The 18,511-nt window shown below is 68.9% G+C and carries 16 protein-coding genes; 4 read left to right on the forward strand and 12 right to left on the reverse strand.

Annotated elements, in window-relative coordinates; genetic code table 11:
- Positions 1-67: 67 nt before the first annotated feature.
- Both AB0M62_RS22285 and AB0M62_RS22290 read left to right on the forward strand, forming a co-directional pair.
- Entirely contained in the window at positions 68-262 is a 195-nt protein-coding gene (locus AB0M62_RS22285) for a hypothetical protein (protein WP_366076023.1), read from the forward strand.
- A gap of 161 nt (positions 263-423) precedes the next feature.
- The gene (locus tag AB0M62_RS22290; RefSeq protein WP_366076024.1) at positions 424-1,503 is read left to right on the forward strand and encodes a hypothetical protein; all 1,080 of its coding nucleotides are present in this window, start codon (positions 424-426) and stop codon (positions 1,501-1,503) included.
- On the opposite strand, the gene AB0M62_RS22295 is transcribed toward AB0M62_RS22290, so the two are convergent.
- From AB0M62_RS22295 to AB0M62_RS22335, 9 genes are read right to left on the reverse strand one after another with little or no spacing between them, the layout of a single operon-like run.
- Complete coding sequence (locus AB0M62_RS22295) at positions 1,473-3,242, reverse strand: FAD-dependent oxidoreductase (RefSeq protein WP_366076025.1); 1,770 nt, start codon at positions 3,240-3,242, stop codon at positions 1,473-1,475. The two genes, AB0M62_RS22290 and AB0M62_RS22295, sit on opposite strands and share 31 nt — an antisense overlap.
- The gene (locus AB0M62_RS22300) at positions 3,242-3,505 is read right to left on the reverse strand and encodes a UBP-type zinc finger domain-containing protein (RefSeq protein ID WP_366076026.1); all 264 of its coding nucleotides are present in this window, start codon (positions 3,503-3,505) and stop codon (positions 3,242-3,244) included. The genes AB0M62_RS22295 and AB0M62_RS22300 overlap by 1 nt, the downstream gene beginning before the upstream one ends.
- 27 nt (positions 3,506-3,532) lie before the next feature.
- Positions 3,533-3,976, reverse strand: a complete 444-nt coding sequence (gene trxA / locus AB0M62_RS22305; RefSeq protein WP_366076027.1) for a thioredoxin — start codon at positions 3,974-3,976, stop codon at positions 3,533-3,535.
- A gap of 5 nt (positions 3,977-3,981) precedes the next feature.
- A complete protein-coding gene (gene clpB, locus AB0M62_RS22310) occupies positions 3,982-6,624 on the reverse strand; it encodes an ATP-dependent chaperone ClpB (RefSeq protein ID WP_366076028.1) in 2,643 nt (880 codons plus the stop codon).
- Positions 6,615-7,028, reverse strand: a complete 414-nt coding sequence (locus AB0M62_RS22315) for a chaperone modulator CbpM (protein WP_366076029.1) — start codon at positions 7,026-7,028, stop codon at positions 6,615-6,617. Before AB0M62_RS22315 ends, clpB begins: the two co-directional genes overlap by 10 nt.
- Entirely contained in the window at positions 7,025-7,993 is a 969-nt protein-coding gene (locus AB0M62_RS22320; RefSeq protein ID WP_366076030.1) for a DnaJ C-terminal domain-containing protein, read from the reverse strand. The genes AB0M62_RS22315 and AB0M62_RS22320 overlap by 4 nt, the downstream gene beginning before the upstream one ends.
- A 6-nt stretch (positions 7,994-7,999) precedes the next feature.
- Positions 8,000-8,524 (reverse strand): nucleotide exchange factor GrpE, encoded by a 525-nt coding sequence (locus AB0M62_RS22325; RefSeq protein WP_366076031.1) that lies wholly within the window; start codon positions 8,522-8,524, stop codon positions 8,000-8,002.
- 9 nt (positions 8,525-8,533) lie between these two features.
- A complete protein-coding gene (gene dnaK / locus AB0M62_RS22330) occupies positions 8,534-10,447 on the reverse strand; it encodes a molecular chaperone DnaK (RefSeq protein ID WP_366076032.1) in 1,914 nt (637 codons plus the stop codon).
- A gap of 58 nt (positions 10,448-10,505) precedes the next feature.
- Positions 10,506-11,000, reverse strand: a complete 495-nt coding sequence (locus tag AB0M62_RS22335; protein ID WP_366076033.1) for a general stress protein — start codon at positions 10,998-11,000, stop codon at positions 10,506-10,508.
- 231 nt (positions 11,001-11,231) lie between these two features.
- Here AB0M62_RS22335 and AB0M62_RS22340 point away from each other — a divergent pair, with 231 nt between their 5' ends.
- Together AB0M62_RS22340 and AB0M62_RS22345 are read left to right on the forward strand one after the other, a co-directional pair.
- Positions 11,232-12,938, forward strand: a complete 1,707-nt coding sequence (locus AB0M62_RS22340; protein WP_366076034.1) for a helix-turn-helix domain-containing protein — start codon at positions 11,232-11,234, stop codon at positions 12,936-12,938.
- Positions 12,939-12,951: 13 nt separating this feature from the next.
- Entirely contained in the window at positions 12,952-13,599 is a 648-nt protein-coding gene (locus AB0M62_RS22345) for an MEDS domain-containing protein (protein WP_366076035.1), read from the forward strand.
- A 49-nt stretch (positions 13,600-13,648) separates the two neighbouring features.
- On the opposite strand, the gene AB0M62_RS22350 is transcribed toward AB0M62_RS22345, so the two are convergent.
- From AB0M62_RS22350 to AB0M62_RS22360, 3 genes are read right to left on the reverse strand one after another with little or no spacing between them, the layout of a single operon-like run.
- Positions 13,649-15,214, reverse strand: coding sequence for a GMC family oxidoreductase N-terminal domain-containing protein (locus AB0M62_RS22350; protein ID WP_366076036.1), 1,566 nt, complete (start codon positions 15,212-15,214; stop codon positions 13,649-13,651).
- 14 nt (positions 15,215-15,228) lie between these two features.
- Positions 15,229-16,791 carry an APC family permease gene (locus AB0M62_RS22355; protein WP_366076037.1) on the reverse strand — a complete coding sequence of 521 codons (1,563 nt, stop codon included), beginning with the start codon at positions 16,789-16,791 and terminating at the stop codon, positions 15,229-15,231.
- Positions 16,788-18,257 (reverse strand): aldehyde dehydrogenase family protein, encoded by a 1,470-nt coding sequence (locus AB0M62_RS22360; protein ID WP_366076038.1) that lies wholly within the window; start codon positions 18,255-18,257, stop codon positions 16,788-16,790. Before AB0M62_RS22360 ends, AB0M62_RS22355 begins: the two co-directional genes overlap by 4 nt.
- Between the last annotated feature and the right edge of the window lie 254 nt (positions 18,258-18,511).

Genomic DNA, 18,511 nt, shown 5'->3' on the forward strand with positions numbered 1-18,511 from the left:
CGGCCCCTCCACTACGCCACCATTGCGCCCGAATGCCGCAGTTGTGGCGCGGCGGAGGAGGATGTCCATGGCCATTTCGATCTCAGTGGTGCTGCTGCTGCTGATCCTCGCGGTGATCTTCCTGCGCAACGGGGGACTGAAGCTCTCGCATGCGCTGGTCTGCGCACTGCTCGGCTTCTACCTGGCCGGCACGAGCATGGCGCCGACCATCCAGGAGGGAATCGCGGCCACCGCGAACGTCGTGGGCAGTCTCCAGCCCTGAGCGCCAGGCCTGATCCAACAGGCGGAAGCGCAGCCTCGATCATCTCGACACCCTGCCCGCAGCGCTCGGACCTCGCGTAAAAAGCCCCGGCCCTCGCCTAGCATGCTGACGAAAGTGCTTGGCCCGACCGCGCCACACACCCTCCGCGTACAGGCCGTCCGATGAACAGACCACCACAGTCGGCCGATCCGGCCGGGCGCCCGGCGCACGACGTCGTTCTGATCGCCGACCCGGGTTGGCCGACCGAGGTCGCGAAGGAACTGTCGAAGAACCTCGCCGATCTGCTCGGCGACGTGTCGCCGGACGTGCGGTGGACGGTACGTGTGGAGTCGAGTCCCCTGGGCGTGGTCGCTCAGACCGATCTTCCGCGGATGGTGCAGGCCCTCAAGGAGCGCCTGCAGGACAAGACCTGGGACACGGCGGTGTTCGTGACCGACCTGCCGTACCGTGACCATGCCCGGCCGGTTGTCGCGATGCTGAGCCCGTCGGAGCGCATCGCGCTGCTGTCCCTGCCCTCTCTGGGCCTGTTCCGCGTTCCCCGGCGTGTCCGCGATGCCGTACTCGGCATCATCGGCGAACTGCTTCCGGTGGAGTCCGGAAGGACTTCGCTTCCCGGGCGGGTTCAGGACACCGGGCAGCGGCGGCACTACGTCCTGCCCGGCGCCTGGGGCCGTTTGCGCCTGCTGGGGGGAATGGTGCGGGCCAACCGGCCCTGGCTTCTCTTCACCGGCTTGTCGCGGGCGCTCGCCGGCGTCTTCGCAACCGCCGCGTTCGGCATCATCAGCAGCGACGTGTGGGAGGTCAGTCTGCACCTGGGCCCGGCCCGCGACACCGTGCTCACGTTCGCGTCGATCACGGCCCTGGTCGCCTGGCTCATCATCGACCACGAACTGTGGGAGCAGCCGAGCAGCGAGGTCGCCCGGCAGCGGGCGGCGCTTTACAACCTCGCCACGGTCGTGACGCTGTACATCGGCATCGCCTGCCTGTACGCCGCCCTGTACGTCCTGGTCCTCGTCACCGCGGTGTTCGTGCTCACGCCCGACTCGCTGCGTCCCGTCATCGGGCACGAGCCGAACGCGGCCTACTACCTGTCGCTTGCCTGGTTCATCACCTCGATGGGAACAGTCGGCGGCGCGCTGGGCGCCGGACTGGAGGACGACCGGGCGGTCCGCCAGGCGGCCTACGGCGAACGCCAGCGCAGGGGCCAGCGTCAGGACACCGACTGGCCCGGCGCCGGCTGACCCGCAGCCCGCCGCCCCGCGCCGGTCGCGACGCGGTCCAGGTTGCCCTCCTGCGCCTGGTGCTCATGGACGAGCCGGACCGCAATGGCTCCCTCGCCCGATGCGGAGGCCACTCTCTTGACGGACCCGCTCCTGACGTCACCCGCGGCGAAGACACCCGGCAGTGTGGTCTCCAGCATCAGCGGCCCACGGCCGAGCGGGGCCCAGAGCTGCCTGTCGGCCACGGCCCGGGCATCGGCACCGGTGAGCACGAACCCCTTGGCGTCCAACGCGATCATGTCCTTGAGCCACTCGGTGTGCGGCCGTGCCCCGATGAAGACGAAGAGGGCGCGGGCCGGCAACTCGCGGCTGTCGCCGGAGAAGTTGTCCTCCAACACCAACGACTGCAGCACGCCGTCACCGAGGACCTGGCGTACCTCGGTGTGGAGCAGCACCTCGATCTTCGGATGCCGTTCTACCTGATCGGTCAGGTAGCGCGACATGTCCTTGCCGAGATCGCCGCTTCGGAGGATCAGATACACCTTGGGCGCGTAGCCCGCGAGGAAGAGAGCGCCCTGCCCGGCGGAGTTTCCACCGCCGACCACGGCCACCGGGTCCATACGGCAGAGATTGGCTTCGTGCAGTGTGGCCGCGTAGTAGACGCTGGAGCCCTCCAACGGCTCGATGCCGGGGACTTCGAGCTTGCGGTAACGCACCCCGGAAGCGAGGACGATCGTGTCCGCCTCGCTTTCGGAGCCGTCCGCGAAGGTGACCGCGTAGTGGCCGTCGCGCTGTTCCAGGCCGGCCGCCTCGGCAGGCACGGTGATCCGCGCGCCGAACTTGCGTGCCTGGAGGACCGAGCGCTCGATGAGTTCTCCGCCCGATATCCCGGACGGGAAGCCCAGATAATTCTCGATGCGCGACGAAGTGCCGGCCTGGCCCCCCGTGGCGATGGCGTCAACGGTGACGGTGGCGAGGCCGTCGGAGGCGCCGTAAACGGCGGCGGCGAGTCCCGCCGGACCCGCGCCGACCACCAGCAGATCGCATTCGGTGGCGTCGGGCGCAGGGGTGGGAAGCCCTACGAGGCGGGCGAGTTCCGCGGTGCTGGGATTGCGCAGCACCTGCTGCCCTCTCCAGATGACGACCGGCGTCTCATCGGGCCGGATGCCGAACCGGCGCAGGAGCGCTTCGGCTTCCCGGTCCTTCTCCAGGTCGATCCACCGGTGGGGCAGCCGGTTGCGTGCGGCGAACTCGCGCAGCCGAAGGGTGTCCGGCGAATAGCACGAGCCCAGAATCCTGAACCCCGCTCCGAGGCCGATGAGCAGCGAACGGCGGCCCAGATAGGCGCGCAGCACCAGATCTCCGAGGACCGGATCGCTCGCCACCAGGGCACGTTGCTGTTCCACCGGGATGGCGAGGACCTCACCGGGCTCGCGGACCACTGCGGTGTAGAACGCTGCTTGTCCTTCGAGCAGGCCGAGCTCACCCAGGAAGCGGCCGGGGCCGTGGACGGCCACCGTGCGGGGGTCCAGGCCGCCGTAGTCGTGGATGACCTCGACCATGCCGCTGAGGATCACGAGGAACTCCTCGAAGGGCTCGCCCTCGCGGAACAGCACTTCCCCTGCCTCGGTCGGACGCCGCTCGCCGTACTGCGCCAGCGATTCGATCTGTTCGGGTGCCAGCCGTGGATAAGCGCCATGCCGGTCAGGTGATTCGCGGACCGTCCCGCTCCCCTGCGGGTCAGCGGTTTCGGCGCTCATCAGACCATTGCCTCGTGGACGAAGCACCAGCGCCAGTTCTCACCCGGTTCGAGGGACTGCACGATGGGATGAGCGACGGCGACGGCGTGCCCCCGGGCGTGCTTCAGCGGCGAGGAATCGCAGCATCCTACGTGCCCGCAGGTCAGGCACAGTCTGAGGTGCACCCATGGAGAGCCGAGGCGCAGGCACTCCTCACAGCCCTGGGGATTGCGCGGTGTCACCGGGCGCACGAGCGACAGGTGCGGGTCGGGTGCCACGGTCATAGTCGTTGTCCTTCCGTGCGGGCGGGTTCATCGGCGGCCGGCGATGTTCTGCTCGACCCATTGGCGCAGCGCGGGTGCAGGCGCCGCACCTGCCTGACGGGCGATCACCTCTCCCTTGTCGAGAAGAAGCAGGGTCGGCACGGCCTGTACCTGGAATCGCTGGGCGAGCGCCGGCGCCTGGTCGATGTCCACCTTGACCAGCTTGATCTGTCCGGCGAGCTCATGGGCGACCTGTTCCAACGCGGGGCTGACCATGCGGCAGGGACCGCACCAGGTGGCCCACAGGTCGACGAGCACGAACGGCGCGGCCTTCTCCACGATCTCCGCGAAGTCGTCGTCGTCCGCGTCGACGAGCCACGGGAGCGGCGCGCCGCAGTTGCCGCATTTCGGACGCCCGTCCGCCGACGCCGGCACCCGGTTCTTGCGGCCGCACCTGTCGCAGGCGACCGTCCGGCTCGAGCTCGCAGCCACCGGTCTCACGCAGCCTTTCCGACGGCGGCCTCGGGCGGCTCGCCGTATGTCACGACCAGTTCACCGTTCTGGGCGTCGACGCGGATGACCGACCCGTCCTGCACATCGCCGCGGATCAGGGCCCGTCCGACGAGTGTCTCGACCTCGTGCGAGATGTACCGGCGCAGTGGCCGTGCTCCGTAGACGGGGTCGAAGCCCTGCTGAGCGATGAGCTCCCGGGCCTCCTCGGTGAGCTCGACGGTGATCTGCCGTTCGGCCAGGCGCCGGCGCAGGTCGTTGAACTGCAGCTCGACGATGCGCTTGATCTGGCTCATGCCCAGCGGCTTGAACAGAACGATGTCGTCGACGCGGTTGAGGAACTCCGGCCGGAAGTGGCTCTGCAGCTCGCCCATCACCAGCGCGCGGGCGTCGGGCTTGATCTCGCCGTCGGCGGTCACCCCGTCGAGCAGGTGGGCCGATCCGATGTTGGACGTCATGATGACCACGGTGTTGCGGAAGTCGACGGTGCGGCCCTGCGCATCGGTGATGCGGCCGTCGTCGAGCACCTGCAGCAGGGTGTTGAACACATCGGCGTGTGCCTTCTCGACCTCGTCGAAGAGGACCACGGAGTACGGCTTGCGGCGCACCGCCTCGGTGAGCTGGCCACCCTCCTCGTAGCCGACGTATCCGGGCGGCGCTCCCATCAGCCTGCTCACGGTGTGCCGCTCCTGGTACTCGCTCATGTCGAGGCGGATCATGCTCTCCTCGCTGTCGAACAGTGCCGCTGCGAGCGCCTTGGCGAGTTCCGTCTTGCCGACACCGGTGGGGCCGAGGAAGACGAACGAACCGATGGGGCGGCGCGGGTCGCGGATGCCGGAGCGGGCCCGGATGATGGCGTCGGTGACCAGCTTGACCGCTTCGTCCTGGCCGATCACGCGTTCGGTGAGGATCTCGTCCAGGCGGAGCAGCTTCTCGCGCTCACCCTCCTGCAGACGGGTGACGGGGATGCCGGTCCACGCCGCGACGATCTCGGCGATCTCGTCCTCCGTGACGACCTCGCGCAGCAGGCGGTTCTCACCCTGCTTCGAGGCGAGCGCTTCCTCCTCCGCGGCCAGACGGCGTTCGAGCTCGGTGAGCTTGCCGTACCGCAGTTCCGCGGCACGGTTGAGGTCGTAGTTCCGCTCGGCCTCTTCGGCCTCCTGCCGGACCTGCTCCAGCTCCTGGCGCAGTTCCTGTACGCGCCTGATGGCCTGGCGTTCGGCCTCCCACTGGGCGTGCATGGCGTCGGCCTCGGCGCGCAGGTCGGACAGTTCGCGGCGCAGCTCCTCCAGGCGCTTCGCGCTGGCCGGATCGGTCTCCTTGCTCAGCGCGGCTTCCTCGATCTCCAGCCGGGTCACCCGCCGGGTGATCTCGTCGAGTTCGGCCGGCATGGAGTCGATCTCCGTCCGCAGCCGCGCGCAGGCCTCGTCGACGAGGTCGATGGCCTTGTCCGGCAGGAACCGGTCGGAGATGTAGCGGTGGCTGAGGGTCGCCGCGGCGACCAGCGCGGTGTCCTGGATCTTCACGCCGTGGAAGACCTCGAGGCGCTCACGCAGCCCGCGGAGGATGGAGACGGTGTCCTCCACGCTCGGCTCGTCCACCATGACCTGCTGGAAGCGGCGCTCGAGGGCGGCGTCGGATTCGACGTACTTGCGGTACTCCTCCAGAGTGGTCGCGCCGATCATGTGCAGCTCGCCCCGAGCGAGCATCGGCTTGAGCATGTTCCCGGCGTCCATCGCGCCCTCGGCGCCTCCGCCCGCGCCGACGACCGTGTGGAGCTCGTCGACGAAGAGCAGGATGCGTCCCTCGCCGGCCTTGACCTCGCTGAGCACGGCCTGCAGCCGCTCCTCGAACTCGCCGCGGTATTTGGCGCCCGCCACCAGTGAGCTCATGTCGAGGGAGAAGATGGTCCTGTCGCGCAGCCCGTCGGGCACGTCACCGCGGACGATCCGCTGCGCCAGTCCTTCCACGATGGCCGTCTTGCCGACGCCCGGGTCGCCGATGAGTACGGGGTTGTTCTTCGTCTTGCGGCTCAGGATCTGGATGACCCGGCGGATTTCCGCGTCCCGGCCGATCACCGGGTCCATCTTGCCGCTTCGCGCTTCGAGGACCAGATCACGGCCGTACTTCTCCAGCGCCTCGTAGGCGACCTCGGGCGTCGCCGACGTGACACGCTGGTTCCCGCGGATCCGGGTCAGGGCGGCCAGGAACCCGTCCTTGGTGACGCCGTGTTCCTTGAGCAGGCGGCCGGCCGCGGTCGCGGCTCCCTCGTCGGCGAGGGCCAGGACGAGGTGCTCGACGGACACGTACTCGTCCTTGAGCCGCTTGGCCTCCTGCTCGGCCTTGTCCAGGAGCCTGGACAGCCGCTGGGTGACGTACACCTGACCGGGGGTGGCGCCGGGGCCGGTCACCTTCGGCCGGCGTGACAGTTCGGCCGTCAGCGCGGAACGCAGCGCCTGTGTGTTGGCGCCCGCTTGGTCGAACAGTCGCGGAACGAGTCCCTCCGGCTGGTCGAGGAGGGCGAGCAGCAAATGCTCGCCGTCGACCTCGGTCTGGTTCAGCCGGCCGGCGATCGTCTGCGCTTCCTGCAGAGCTTCCTGGGACTTCTGGGTGAGCCGGTTCATATCCACGATTCATCACTCCTGGAGCCGGCGTTGCTGCGCCTCAGGGCGGCCTCCAGCTCGTTGATCCGGTCGAGCAGATCGAGCACCAGACCGATGGAGGCGTAGTTGAGGGAGAGTCCGGCCCGTAGACGCTGGATACGGGCGAGGGTGGGGAGAGCGGTCGGCTCGAACCACAGCCGGCCGTCGGCGTCGCGGGTGGCGTCGACGAGGCCGAGAGCGACGAACCGCCGGACGAGTCCGGGATGGAGGCCGGAGCGCCCGGCGGCGACGTCCAGGCTGAGTCTGCGGACCGGAACGATGGCGTAGCTGCGGACGGTGACGTTCACGCCGGGCTGTCGGACCGACGCCGTGGCCTGCCGGTTCCCGGTGTCCCGCCCGGTGCCGGCGGCGGACCGCGGATCGTTGATCATCCTGGCTTCCTCGGGTCGAATTGGGAAACGGTGCCCAGCTCCTCGAAGAGCTCACGCTCGCGGTCGCTGAGCCGGGGCGGCACCATGATCCGGACCTCCGCGTAGAGGTCCCCGTCGGCGCCTTTGGGGTTGGGCATGCCTTCGCCTCGCAGGCGCAGCCGGCGGCCGCTGGAGGAGCCGCCGGGGACCGTGACCTTGGCCGCGCCGCCGGGCGTGGTGACCGGCACCGTCGCTCCGAGTGCCGCTTCCCAGGGTGTCACCGGGAGCACGACATGGATGTCCCGGCCCTCGAGGCGGAAGCGGGAGTCAGGCTTGATCCGCACGCGCAGGTACAGATCGCCCCGCGGCGCCTCGCCGCTTCCGTGCCCGCCCTCTCCGGCCAGTCGGATGCGCTGCCCGTCGACGACCCCCCGCGGTATCCGGACGTCGTAGGTCCGCTGTCCTTCGGGGCCCGCCAGGGTGACGCTGCGCTTGCCGCCGTGGTACGCCTCCTCGACACTGAGCTGGATCTCGGCCTCCTGGTCAGCGCCCGGGATCGGGCCCCGAGGCCCGCTTCTGACCCCGCCGCGGCCGAACATCCCGCCGAACAGATCCTCGAAGCCGAAACCCGAGTCGTCGAAACCCTCGCCGTGGTCCGACACGAAGCGGACCCGGCCCCCGCCGTCGCCGGTGCTCCAGCCGGGCCTGCCACCACCACCCCAGGCACCCGCTCCCGCGCCCACCCGCTCTTCGAAGTCCTCCGGGATCTGCCGGAAGTTCTCACCGAAGCGGTCGTAGCGCCGTCGCGTGTCGGGGTCGGAAAGCACGCTGTACGCCTCGTTGATCTCCTTGAAGCGTTCCTCCGCCTGCGGGTCCTTGCTGATGTCGGGGTGGTACTTCCGGGCCAGCTTGCGAAAGGCCTGCTGTATCTCCTCGTTGCTTGCGTTGCGCTGCACCCCGAGCACGTCGTAGTAGTCCCGTGCCATCAGGTGTCACTCCTGCCGCTTGCTGACCACGACGGCCGCAGGGCGCAGCTGGTTCTCACCCTCGCCGTACCCGGGACGAAGAACCTGTGTCACGGTGTTCGGCTCGGCGTCGGGATCCTCGACCACACCGACGACCTCGTGCCTGGCCGGGCCGAACGGCACACCTGTGTCCTCGTACCGGGGGTACCCGAGTCGGCGGAGCACATCGACGGCCTGGTCACGTACGGCCTTGACGCCCTCCAGTACGGCTGAGGGGTCGGATCCGGCGTGCTCGAGGGCCAGTTCCAGATTGTCCAGTACAGGCAGCCACGCCGCCGCGGTGCGGGCGCGTTCGTCGCTCCGCAGGCGTTCCAGTTCCTTCGCGTGACGCTTGCGGAGATTCTCCAGGTCCGCGAGAGCACGGCGCCAGCGGTCCTGGAGTTCGTCGAGCTCCGCAGCATGGTCGTCCACCTCCGGCTGCTCCTGTTGCTCCGGGGGCGGGGCCTGGTTCAGCTCGTCCTGGGGCGTCATCGGCTCCTGTTCGGTGGACACGACCACACCTCAGCTCTTGTCGAATTCGGCGTCGATCACGTCGTCGGATCCGCTGGAGCCGCTTGTGGCGCCCGCCGTCCCCGCGCCGACTCCGGCTCCGGCCTGCTCCTCAGCGGCCGGACCGGTGGCCGGCTGATGCGAAGCGAGTGAGGCGTGGACCTGCTGAAGCTCGGAGGTCAAAGACCTGACCCTGTCCAGGGGCGCTTCCTCCTTGATGGCCTCCCGGGCGTCGGTGACAAGCATCTCGGCCCGTGCCTTCTCGTGCGCCGGCGCGGCGCCGCCCAGCTCGTTCAGCCGGCGTTCGACCTGGTAGGCCACGGCGTCCAGCTCGTTGCGGGCGTCCACGGCCTCGCGCAGCGCCTTGTCCTCGCCGCGGTGTTGCTCGGCCTCCTGGATCATCCGCTCGACCTCGCTCTGGTCGAGGTTGGACGCCTCGCTGATGGTGATGCCCTGCTCGGCACCGGTGTCCTTGTCGCGTGCGGTGACGTGCAGGATGCCGTTGGCGTCGACGTCGAAGGTGACCTCGATCTGCGGCTCGCCGCGGGGCGCGGGGCGGATGTCCTTGAGCTGGAACCGTCCGAGGACGCGGTTCTCCGACGCGAGCTCGCGCTCTCCCTGCAGGATGACTATGTCGACGGCTTCCTGGTTGTCCTGTGCCGTGGAGAACGTCTCCGTACGGCGCACGGGGATCGTGGTGTTCCGCTCGATGATCTTGGTCATGACTCCGCCGCGGGTCTCCACGCCCAGCGAAAGGGGAATCACGTCGAGCAGCAGGACGTCCTTGACCTCGCCCTTGAGCACGCCGGCCTGGATCGCGGCGCCCATGGCCACGACCTCGTCGGGGTTGACACTCATGTTCGGGTCCTTGCCGCCGGTCAGCCGGCGGACCAGGTTCTGAACGGCGGGAATGCGTGTGGAGCCGCCGACGAGGATGACCTCGTCGATGTCGTTCTCGCTGACCTTGGCATCGGCCATCGCCTGCTTCACCGGTTCCATGGTCCGCTCGACCAGGTCCGCGGTGATCTGCTCGAACGTGGAGCGCATGAGCGTCTCGGTCAGGTGCTTCGGGCCGGCGGCGTCCGCGGTGATGAACGGCAGACTGACCTGCGTCTGGGTCACCGAGCTCAGCTCGGTCTTCGCCTTCTCCGCGGCCTCGAACAGCCGCTGCAGCGCCTGCGGGTCCTGGCGCAGATCGATGCCGTTCTCCTGCTGGAACTTGTCCGCGAGGTGGTCCACGAGGCGCCGGTCGAAGTCGTCGCCGCCCAGATGGCTGTCTCCTGCGGTGGACCGTACCTCGACCACGCCGTCGCCGACGTCGAGCAGACTCACATCGAAGGTGCCACCGCCCAGGTCGAACACTAGTACGGTCTCGTGTCCCTTTTTGTCCAGTCCGTAGGCGAGTGCCGCCGCGGTCGGCTCGTTGATGATGCGGAGCACCTCCAGGCCCGCGATGCGCCCCGCGTCCTTCGTCGCCTGCCGCTGGGAGTCGTTGAAGTAGGCGGGTACGGTGATGACCGCCTCCGTCACCCGCTCCCCGAGCTGCTTGCCGGCGTCGTCGGCGAGCTTGCGCAGCACGAGCGCACTGATCTCCTCCGGTGAGTACAGCTTGTCGCGCACCTTGAAGCGCGCGTTGCCGTGCTCGTCGGGGACGACGTCGAAGCCGACGGCCTTTGCCTCGTCGGAGATCTCGTCGTAGCGACGGCCTATGAACCGCTTGGCCGAGTAGATGGTTCCCTTGGGGTTGAGGATCGCCTGGCGGCGGGCGAGCTGGCCGACGAGCCGTTCGCCGGTGTCGGTGAACGCGACGACCGAAGGGGTCGTGCGGCTGCCCTCGGAGTTGGGGAGAACTGTTGCCTCGCCGCCCTCCCACGCGGCGATCACCGAATTGGTGGTCCCGAGGTCGATTCCGACTGCCTTAGCCATGAAATAACTCCTTCATCGAAGCCAGCGGACGCGTTCGCGCGCCGTATCTCGAGGTGTCTCATCGATCGGTGGCGGTGGGCCCAGCAGTCTTGCCGCTCTTGAGCCGGGCGAGCAGCACGGCGGCCTGGTCGGCCACCTCGGCGTCCGTCACAACCTCGTAGCGGGCGGGCTGCACGCCGCTGACGGACGCGAAGTCGCGGCGCCCGCGCTGCATGGCGTAGAAGAGCACTCCGAGCAGTGCGCCGACCACCGCGCCGAAGATCAGCCCGTACAGAGCCAGCAGCAGGGACGACAGGATCGGGTCGACCCAGTTGAACAGGCCGAAGAGCCAGCCGATCAGGGCGCCGGGGAGAGCGCCGGACGCCGCGCCGCTGAGCGCCGCCTTGCCGTAGTTGAGGCGGCCCACCACTTGTTCGACCAGTTGCAGATCCTGACCGATGATGGCGACCCTTTCGACAGGAAAACCCTCGTCCGACAGGTAATCGACCGCGCGTTCCGCCTCTGCGTAGGTCTTGTACGAGGCGATGGTGGTCCGACCGTTCAGCTGGTCCATAACCGTCTCCTCCGAAGGGTGCGCAGCGCCACTGGTTCAACACGTGACTGCTCCAGCGTTGCGATCCGGGCAGCCCGGAACCTGCGCCCACGAGGCCCAAATCTGCACGCGCTCTAGACCTGTCAGTGCAAGCGCTAGGGTGTAACAAATACGGGCAAGCAGTGCATATATGGGTACTGTGGGCGAGGGGCGTGAGGGGCGGTTCTCCAGGAAAGGGCCCGGAACCACACCATGACCGCGACCACGGACAAGGCTGACCGGTCCCACCGGACAACCTGGGGCCGCGAGCACCTGGCCAACCTCTACAGCCTGTCCGTGCTCGCAATGATCATGAACGACGGGCGGGACGAGCGAGACATCATGCGGTTGGCGCTGACCTCCGTGGCCGCCGTCGGACCATGCCGCGCCGAGGCAGGCTTCCTCACCCCGGGCCAGATCCCGGTCCGCACTCCCGCCGAATGGCCGCACGCCACCTCGCATCTGGACGCCCAGGTCAAGCGGCTGCGCGGTCAGGAAGGCATGGTCCCGGTGCCCGGACGGGAGTGGGGCTGGGCATTCGCTCTGCACGCCAGGGGCGGTGTCATCGGCTACCTGGTGGTGAGCGCGCGATCACGGCCCGCCAGCGACGACTGTTTCCTGATCCATGTGCTGGTCCAGCAGACCACGGCCGCTCTGGCCAACGCCATGGCACGGCGGACGGAACGCGACCACGCCGGTGAGCTGCGGCAGCTCAACGAGGACCGTGCGGCCGTGAACGCCCGGCTGGCCACGTCCGTCTCCGACCTGGAGCGCCAGCGCTCCGTCCACGAGGTGCTCAGCGAGGCATGCTCGAGCGGCGCCGGTGTGGCAGGCATCGCGGAGGCAGTTCACCGGCTCACCGGCTACCCCGTCGCCATCGAGGACCGTTTCGGCAATCTCCAGGCATGGGCGGGACCGGGCCGCCCCGACCCTTACCCGAAACCCAACGCGGAACAGCACGAGGAACTCCTGCAGGAAGCGGCCCGCCGACTGCGGCCGGTGCGGGTGGGGGGACGGCTCATCGCCCTGGCCCGGCACCGTGGCGAGGTCCTCGGTGCCGTGACCCTGATCGACACCGAGGGAAGGATCGGTGAGCAGGAGGAATTCACCCTCGACCACGCGTGCATCGCGCTGGCCCTGGAACTGGCCCATCTGCGGAACCTTGCCGACGTCGAGCTGCGGCTGCGCCGTGAACTGGTGGACGACCTGGTCACCGGTACCGACGACGAGAGCGCCTACGCCCGGGCCGCCGCTGTCGGCCACGACCTGCACGGGCCGCACTACCTGGCCGTCGTGCAATGGGTGGGCACGGCGACCGACGATGCGTTCGTCCACGCGGTCGGCCGGTCGGCCGCCGGCCTGCGGATCCGGTCATTGCTGGCCAGACGGTCCGGATTGGCCGTCCTGGTGCTTCAGGGGCGTCCGTCGGCGCAGGCCCTGTACCAGGCAGTGGGCCGCGAACTGGCCTCACCCACCGGGGCGATCGGCGTGGGCGGCCGCTGCGACACCCCGGCCGAGATCCCTCGGTCGTACAGGGAGGCGCTCCGGGCGCTGGAGGTCCGCCAACGCTCGCAGTCACCCCACGGCACCACGGCCTTCGACGAACTCGGCCTCTACCGCATCCTCGGACCGGGCGGCGATTACCGGGAGGTCGAACTGTTCGTCCGTGAATGGCTCGGTTCTCTCCTGGACTACGACGCCGCACACCACACGGAGCTGGTCCAGACCCTTGCCCAGTACCTGGAGTGTGGCGGCAACTACGACAGCACGGCAGCCATGCTGGCCATCCACCGCAGCACCCTGCGCTACCGGCTTCAGCGCATCCGCGAGGTGAGCGGCTCCGATCTCGCGGACGTCGACAGCCGGCTCAATCTGCACGTCGCCGCCCGGGTGTGGAAGATCCTGGGCGGCTCGGCCTGATCAGGAGGCAGAGATGAACGAGCGGAGTGCGGAAACCCCCTTGCCGGTTGCCGCTTCGGTGGGCGGAGTGCCGCTGACTCCGGGGGATCACATCTGCGTCCTGCACCGGGGGCGCGCCGAGCGAGACCAGCTCCTTGCGCCGTACTTCGCGGAGGGCCTGAGTGAGGGCCACACCTGTCTCCTGCTGGCCGCGGAAGGCGAGGGCCGGACGTTCTGCGACGTGCTGGCGGGGACCGCCCCCATGGCCGGCCAGGACTGCGACAGCCTCCAGATCCAGGGCCCGCACGAGACCTATCTCCAGAACGGGACATTCGACGGCGAGCGCATGCTGGCCATGCTCTACGCCTGGTCCGCCGAGATGTTCCCGAACGGCAAAGGCGCCTTCGCCCGCGTGGCGGCCGACATGAGCTGGGCCCAGCCCCTGGTGCAGCCCGCCTTCATCGACGACCTGATCCAGTACGAGGTGAAGGCGACGAGCTGGCTGAGGTCCTGTCCCCAGGTGGCCATGTGCATGTACGACCTGGACCTGTTCAGCGGCGACCTGATCATCCCGCTCGTCAAGGCCCACCCGATGGTCTGGTTCAGCGGCATGATCGTGGAAAACCCGTACTACCTGGCTCCGGAAGCGGCGTACGGGCCGCCGGTCGCCGGGTTGGACTGACTCGCCCGCGGTGGTGGCCGTGGGGAGCGTCGTCCGCCCGCTGAGCCGCTCAGGACTCCTTGATCATGTCGGCGCACTTCTCGCCGATCATCATGGTGGTGATGCACGGGTTCACCGCCGGCAGGAACGGCATCACCGACGCGTCGGCCACCCGCAGCCCGTCGACGCCCTTGACCCTCAGCTGCGGATCGAGCGGCGACGTGGGATCCTCCGGGCGCCCCATCCGCACGGTCCCGGCCGGGTGGTAGACGGTGTTGTGGGTCTCGCGGAGGTAGGCGAAGAGCACCTCGTCGGACATCGCGCCGGGTCCCGGAGCGAGTTCCGTTCCGGTCCAGTTCGCCATAGGGACCTGAGCCGCGATCTCGCGGGCCAGCCGCAGCCCGTATGTCATCACCCGGATGTCGTGCTCGTGCGTGAAGTAACGCGGGTCGACCTTGGGCTTGTCCCGGTAGTCGCGTGTGCGCAGCCGGACCGTGCCCAGGGAACGGGCGCGGGAGACGTTCGGGGTGAGGCAGAAGGCGTTGTCCGTGGTCGGATAGCCGCGCCGGTAGGTGTTCAGGTCGAATGGCAACGAGCCGTAGTGGAACATCAGGTCCGGCCGGTCCAGGCCCGGCTCGGTGGTCGTGAAGATGCCGATCTCCCACCACTGGGTGGAGGAGGTGACCATGGGCTGCTTCGCCTCCCACATGATCACGCCCTCGGGATGGTCCTGGAGGCGGGAGCCGACCCCGGGGGAGTCGGCCCGTACCTCCACGCCGCAGTCCCGCAGATGCCCGGCCGGTCCGATGCCCGACAGCATCAGCAGCTTCGGCGAGTCGATGGCTCCACAGCAGACGATCACCTCGCGCCGTGCCCGGACCTCGCCGGTATGGATCCGGTCGGGTTCCAGGTACTCGACGCCCGTGCAGCGCCGGCCACCCTCCTCGAACAGAAGCCGCTTGGCCGTCAGGCCGGTCCGTACTTCGAGGTTCGGGCGCCTGCCCAGTACCGGGTGCAGATAGGACACCGACGCCGAGGACCGGACCCCGTCCGGACGCGCGTTGATCTGGAACCAGTGCGCGCCCCGCACCACCGTGGTGCCGGTGTTGAACGGCGTGGTGGGAATGCCCACCTCCGCACACGCCGCCAGGATGGCCGCCCCGCACGGGTCCTTCGGAGGGACTGTACGGATGGTGACCGGGCCCGACCGTCCATGGTGGTCGCCGGGCGCGTCGTTGCTCTCCAGACGCCGGAAGAGCGGGAAGCAGTCCGCCGCGCTCCAGCCGGTACAGCCCAGCGCCACCCACTCGTCGAGGTCCTCGGCCGGTGCCCAGAAGGCGATGCAGGAGTTGTGCGAGGAGCAGCCGCCCAGCACCTTGGCGCGGGCGTGCCGCAGATAGCTGTTGCCGTTCTCCTGCGGCTCCACCGGGTAGTCCCAGTCGTATCCGGATTCCAGCAGGGCCATCCACCGGTCGAGCCTGAGGATGTTCTCGTCACCCACGTCGGAGGGGCCGGCCTCGACGACGCAGACGCTGACGTCCGGGTTCTCGGTCAGCCGCGCGGCGACGACGGCGCCGGCCGTACCGCCGCCGACCACGACGTAGTCGAACGCGGCGGGGGAGCTTGCAGCGGACATCGTCTCTCCAGAGCTCATGCGGTGGGGACGTCGGCCCGGTGGGACTCGAGCACGCCCGTACGACTGCGCTGTACGAACCAGTAGTAGGCGAAACCGCCGCCCGCGACGACGCCGACGAAGAGGAACGCGCCCCAGCGCAGGTACCAGTGCTGCGGACCGGTGGCGTTGTACACCTCGGGACGCGGCCAGGCAAGGTTGACGGACATCGCCGTGCCCCACAGCACCGCGAGGATGTTGACGGGCAGACCCAGCCGGCCGAGCGAGAACGCGCCTTCCTGCGGCTGCCACCGGCCACGCAGCCGCTGCACCAGCATCGGCGCGGTGACCATCAGGTAGGCCACATAGATCATGATGATCGCGATGCTGGTGATCACGGAAAAGATCTGGGGCTGGTTGATGTTGATCACCAGGATGAAGACACCCACCACCCCGATCACGACGGCCGGCACCACCGGTGTATGGAAGCGGGGGCTGACCCGGGCCAGCACCGAGCCCGCCGGCAGGTTGTTGTCCCGCGCCATGGCGAACATCAGCCGGATGCCGGCGGCATGCACCGCCAGTACACAGACCGTGATCGCCACGACCACGCACCACAGAACGATCTCGCCGATGGTCGGTCCGAGAGTCTCCAGCACCACGTACTGCAGTCCTTCGGTGGACAGCTCCTTCGCATAGAGATCCGGTACGGCCATCAGGGCGAAGAGAAGGATCAGGCCACCGATGACGAACGACGCGATGAGCGCCCGCAGGATGGCTCGCGGCGCGTTGCGGGACGGGTCGTGCGACTCCTCGCCGAGGGAGGCGGCGGTGTCGAAGCCGTACATCACGTACGCGGATGCCAGCGACGCGGTCAGGAACGCGCCCAGATAGCCGAGTCGCTCACCTTCGCCGAGCCCGTAGGTCTCCGTGAGCACGGTGCCGGGGCCGCGGGTGATGTGCGCCGCGAGCAGGATGATCAGGGCGACAGCCGCGATCAGCTCGATGAACACACCGGCGGAGTTGATCCGCGCCATGAGCCTGACGCCGAAGGCGTTGACCAGGGTGGAGAAGAGGATCAGCGCCGAGCCGAGCAGCACGGCGTTTGCCGCCGCGTCGTTCTCGCCGCTGCCGTCCCCGACGAACTGGAACCAGTCGTCGATCTGCGGCAACGTGACCTGGTAGGCAAGCGCCACGGCCGACAGCGTCACCATGGTGGCCGTCATCATCATCCAGCCGCCGAGCCAGCCGATGTGCGGGCCGCCCATCCTCTTGGCCCAGTTGTAGATCGACCCGGCCAAGGGATAGCGGGCCGCAAGCTCGGAGAAGCAGAGGGCCACCATCAGCTGGCCCACGAACACCATCGGCCAGGACCACCAGTAGGCGGGCCCGCCGAAGGCCACGCCGAAGTAGAAGAGCTGGAAGGTGCCGGTCAGGATCGAGATGTAACTGACCCCGGCGGCGAAGGTGTGGAAGTTGCCGAGCGTGCGTTTGAGCTCGGAGCGGTAGCCGAGTTCGGCGAGCGAATCGTCGTCCTGCTGCCTCTGGGCCCGGACGGCATCGGAGGGGTCCGGCTCCCGGCCGGGAGACTCCGTACTCATTCGAACCACCGCTGCGGTTGTGGCGCGAGGTTGCGCCAGACGTGTTTGGCCTCCTCGTACTCCGCCAGTCCGGCGGGCCCCAGCTCCCGGCCGAAGCCCGACTGCTTCATGCCGCCCCACTCCGCCTGGGGCACGTAAGGATGGAAGTCGTTGATCCATACGGTTCCCGCTCGCAGCCGGGAGGCCACCCGGTGCGTCCGGGCGATGTCCTGGGACCAGACGGCGCCGGTCAGTCCGTAGACGGTGTCGTTGGCAAGTGCGACGGCCTCGGCCTCGCTGCGGAAGCGCTCGACAGTGAGCACCGGGCCGAACGACTCCTCATGCACCACTGACATGGCCGGCGTGCACTCGTCGAGCACGGTCGGCGGGTAGTAGTAGCCGTTCTGCAGGGCCGGGTCGTCCGGGCGGGACCCGCCGCAGCGCAGGACCGCTCCCTCGGCCAGGCCGGCCGCCACATACGCCTCCACCTTTTCGCGGTGCGTCGCGGAGATCAGTGGTCCGGTGCGGGCATGGTCGTCGAACGGGCCACCCATGCGGATCGTGCGGGCGCGCTTGACCACCTCCGCGACGAACGAGTCGTGCAGTTCGTCTTGGACCAGCAGCCGCGCCCCGGCCGAGCAGACCTGGCCGGAGTGCAGGAACACGGCCATCAGGGCGTAGTCGACGGCCGTTTCGAAATCGGCGTCGGCGAAGACGATGTTCGGATTCTTTCCGCCCAGTTCCAGGGCGACCTTCTTCACCGTGGGGGCAGCCGCCGCCATGACGCGCCGGCCGGTGACGAGGCCGCCCGTGAACGACACCATGTCGACCCGCGGGTCCTCGCAGAGCGGCGCGCCCGCGGTGGGGCCGGCGCCCAGGATGAGATTCGCGACCCCGTCCGGCAGGCCCGCCTCGGCCAGCAGCCGCATCAGGCCGATGGCGGTGTGCGGCGTCAGTTCGCTGGGCTTGAGGACGAACGCATTGCCCGCGGCGAGCGCCGGCGCGACCTTCCAGGAGGTCTGGAGCAGCGGATAGTTCCACGGGGTGATCAGCGAGCAGACCCCGACCGGCTCATGCACCACCCTGCTGTCCACGTCGGGCACGCCGGTGTTGACGACCCGGTCGTTTCCACCGGAGGCGGCGAGGTTTCCGTAGTAGCGGAAGCACTTCGCGATGTCGTCCATGTCCAGTTCGCTCTCGACCAGACGTTTGCCCGTGTCCAGGGACTCCGCCCGCGCGAACTTTTCCTTGTCGCGCTCCAGCAGGTCGGCGACGCGCAGCAGTAGCCAACCTCGTTCGGCGGCCGGGGTACCGGGCCAGGGTCCCCGGTCGAAGGCGTCACGGGCGGCGGTGATCGCCGCGGCCGCGTCTTTCGGTCCCGCCTCGTCGACGGTCCCGACCAGCGTGCCGTCCGCCGGGCAGCGGATCTCGCGCACCTGCCCGTCGACTGCGACGGTCCACTGGCCGCCGATGAAGAGCTGAGGCATGGGAACTCCTGAGGGTTCGACAGTCGGAGTGCACCGTCAGGGGCCCGGCAGGCCGGACCGGCCGCGCCGTGTGCCCATCCACCGACAGTAAGGAAAACGGGCCGTATCCGCAGTGCGGGAGAGCAGGCCGGGCTGCGCGGGCGGCCACCTTGACGCACGCCCGGGAGTCCGGGGCGCTGCCGTGGTGTCCACGGGCCCGGGCGGCCGGCCGGTGTGCGGGGCGTGCGGGCACCGTGGCGCGGGTGCGGTGCTTC

The sequence above is a fragment of the Streptomyces sp. NPDC051219 genome, from assembly GCF_040682335.1.
Lineage (GTDB): Bacteria > Actinomycetota > Actinomycetes > Streptomycetales > Streptomycetaceae > Streptomyces.

Coding starts and splice junctions, on each gene's coding strand:
- AB0M62_RS22285 (WP_366076023.1), top strand. CDS start 68: ATGGCCATTTCGATCTCAGTGGTGCTGCTGCTGCTGATCCTCGCGGTG.
- AB0M62_RS22290 (WP_366076024.1), top strand. CDS start 424: ATGAACAGACCACCACAGTCGGCCGATCCGGCCGGGCGCCCGGCGCAC.
- AB0M62_RS22295 (WP_366076025.1), bottom strand. CDS start 3,242: ATGAGCGCCGAAACCGCTGACCCGCAGGGGAGCGGGACGGTCCGCGAA.
- AB0M62_RS22300 (WP_366076026.1), bottom strand. CDS start 3,505: ATGACCGTGGCACCCGACCCGCACCTGTCGCTCGTGCGCCCGGTGACA.
- AB0M62_RS22315 (WP_366076029.1), bottom strand. CDS start 7,028: ATGATCAACGATCCGCGGTCCGCCGCCGGCACCGGGCGGGACACCGGG.
- AB0M62_RS22320 (WP_366076030.1), bottom strand. CDS start 7,993: ATGGCACGGGACTACTACGACGTGCTCGGGGTGCAGCGCAACGCAAGC.
- dnaK (WP_366076032.1), bottom strand. CDS start 10,447: ATGGCTAAGGCAGTCGGAATCGACCTCGGGACCACCAATTCGGTGATC.
- AB0M62_RS22335 (WP_366076033.1), bottom strand. CDS start 11,000: ATGGACCAGCTGAACGGTCGGACCACCATCGCCTCGTACAAGACCTAC.
- AB0M62_RS22340 (WP_366076034.1), top strand. CDS start 11,232: ATGACCGCGACCACGGACAAGGCTGACCGGTCCCACCGGACAACCTGG.
- AB0M62_RS22345 (WP_366076035.1), top strand. CDS start 12,952: ATGAACGAGCGGAGTGCGGAAACCCCCTTGCCGGTTGCCGCTTCGGTG.
- AB0M62_RS22350 (WP_366076036.1), bottom strand. CDS start 15,214: ATGTCCGCTGCAAGCTCCCCCGCCGCGTTCGACTACGTCGTGGTCGGC.
- AB0M62_RS22355 (WP_366076037.1), bottom strand. CDS start 16,791: ATGAGTACGGAGTCTCCCGGCCGGGAGCCGGACCCCTCCGATGCCGTC.
- AB0M62_RS22360 (WP_366076038.1), bottom strand. CDS start 18,257: ATGCCTCAGCTCTTCATCGGCGGCCAGTGGACCGTCGCAGTCGACGGG.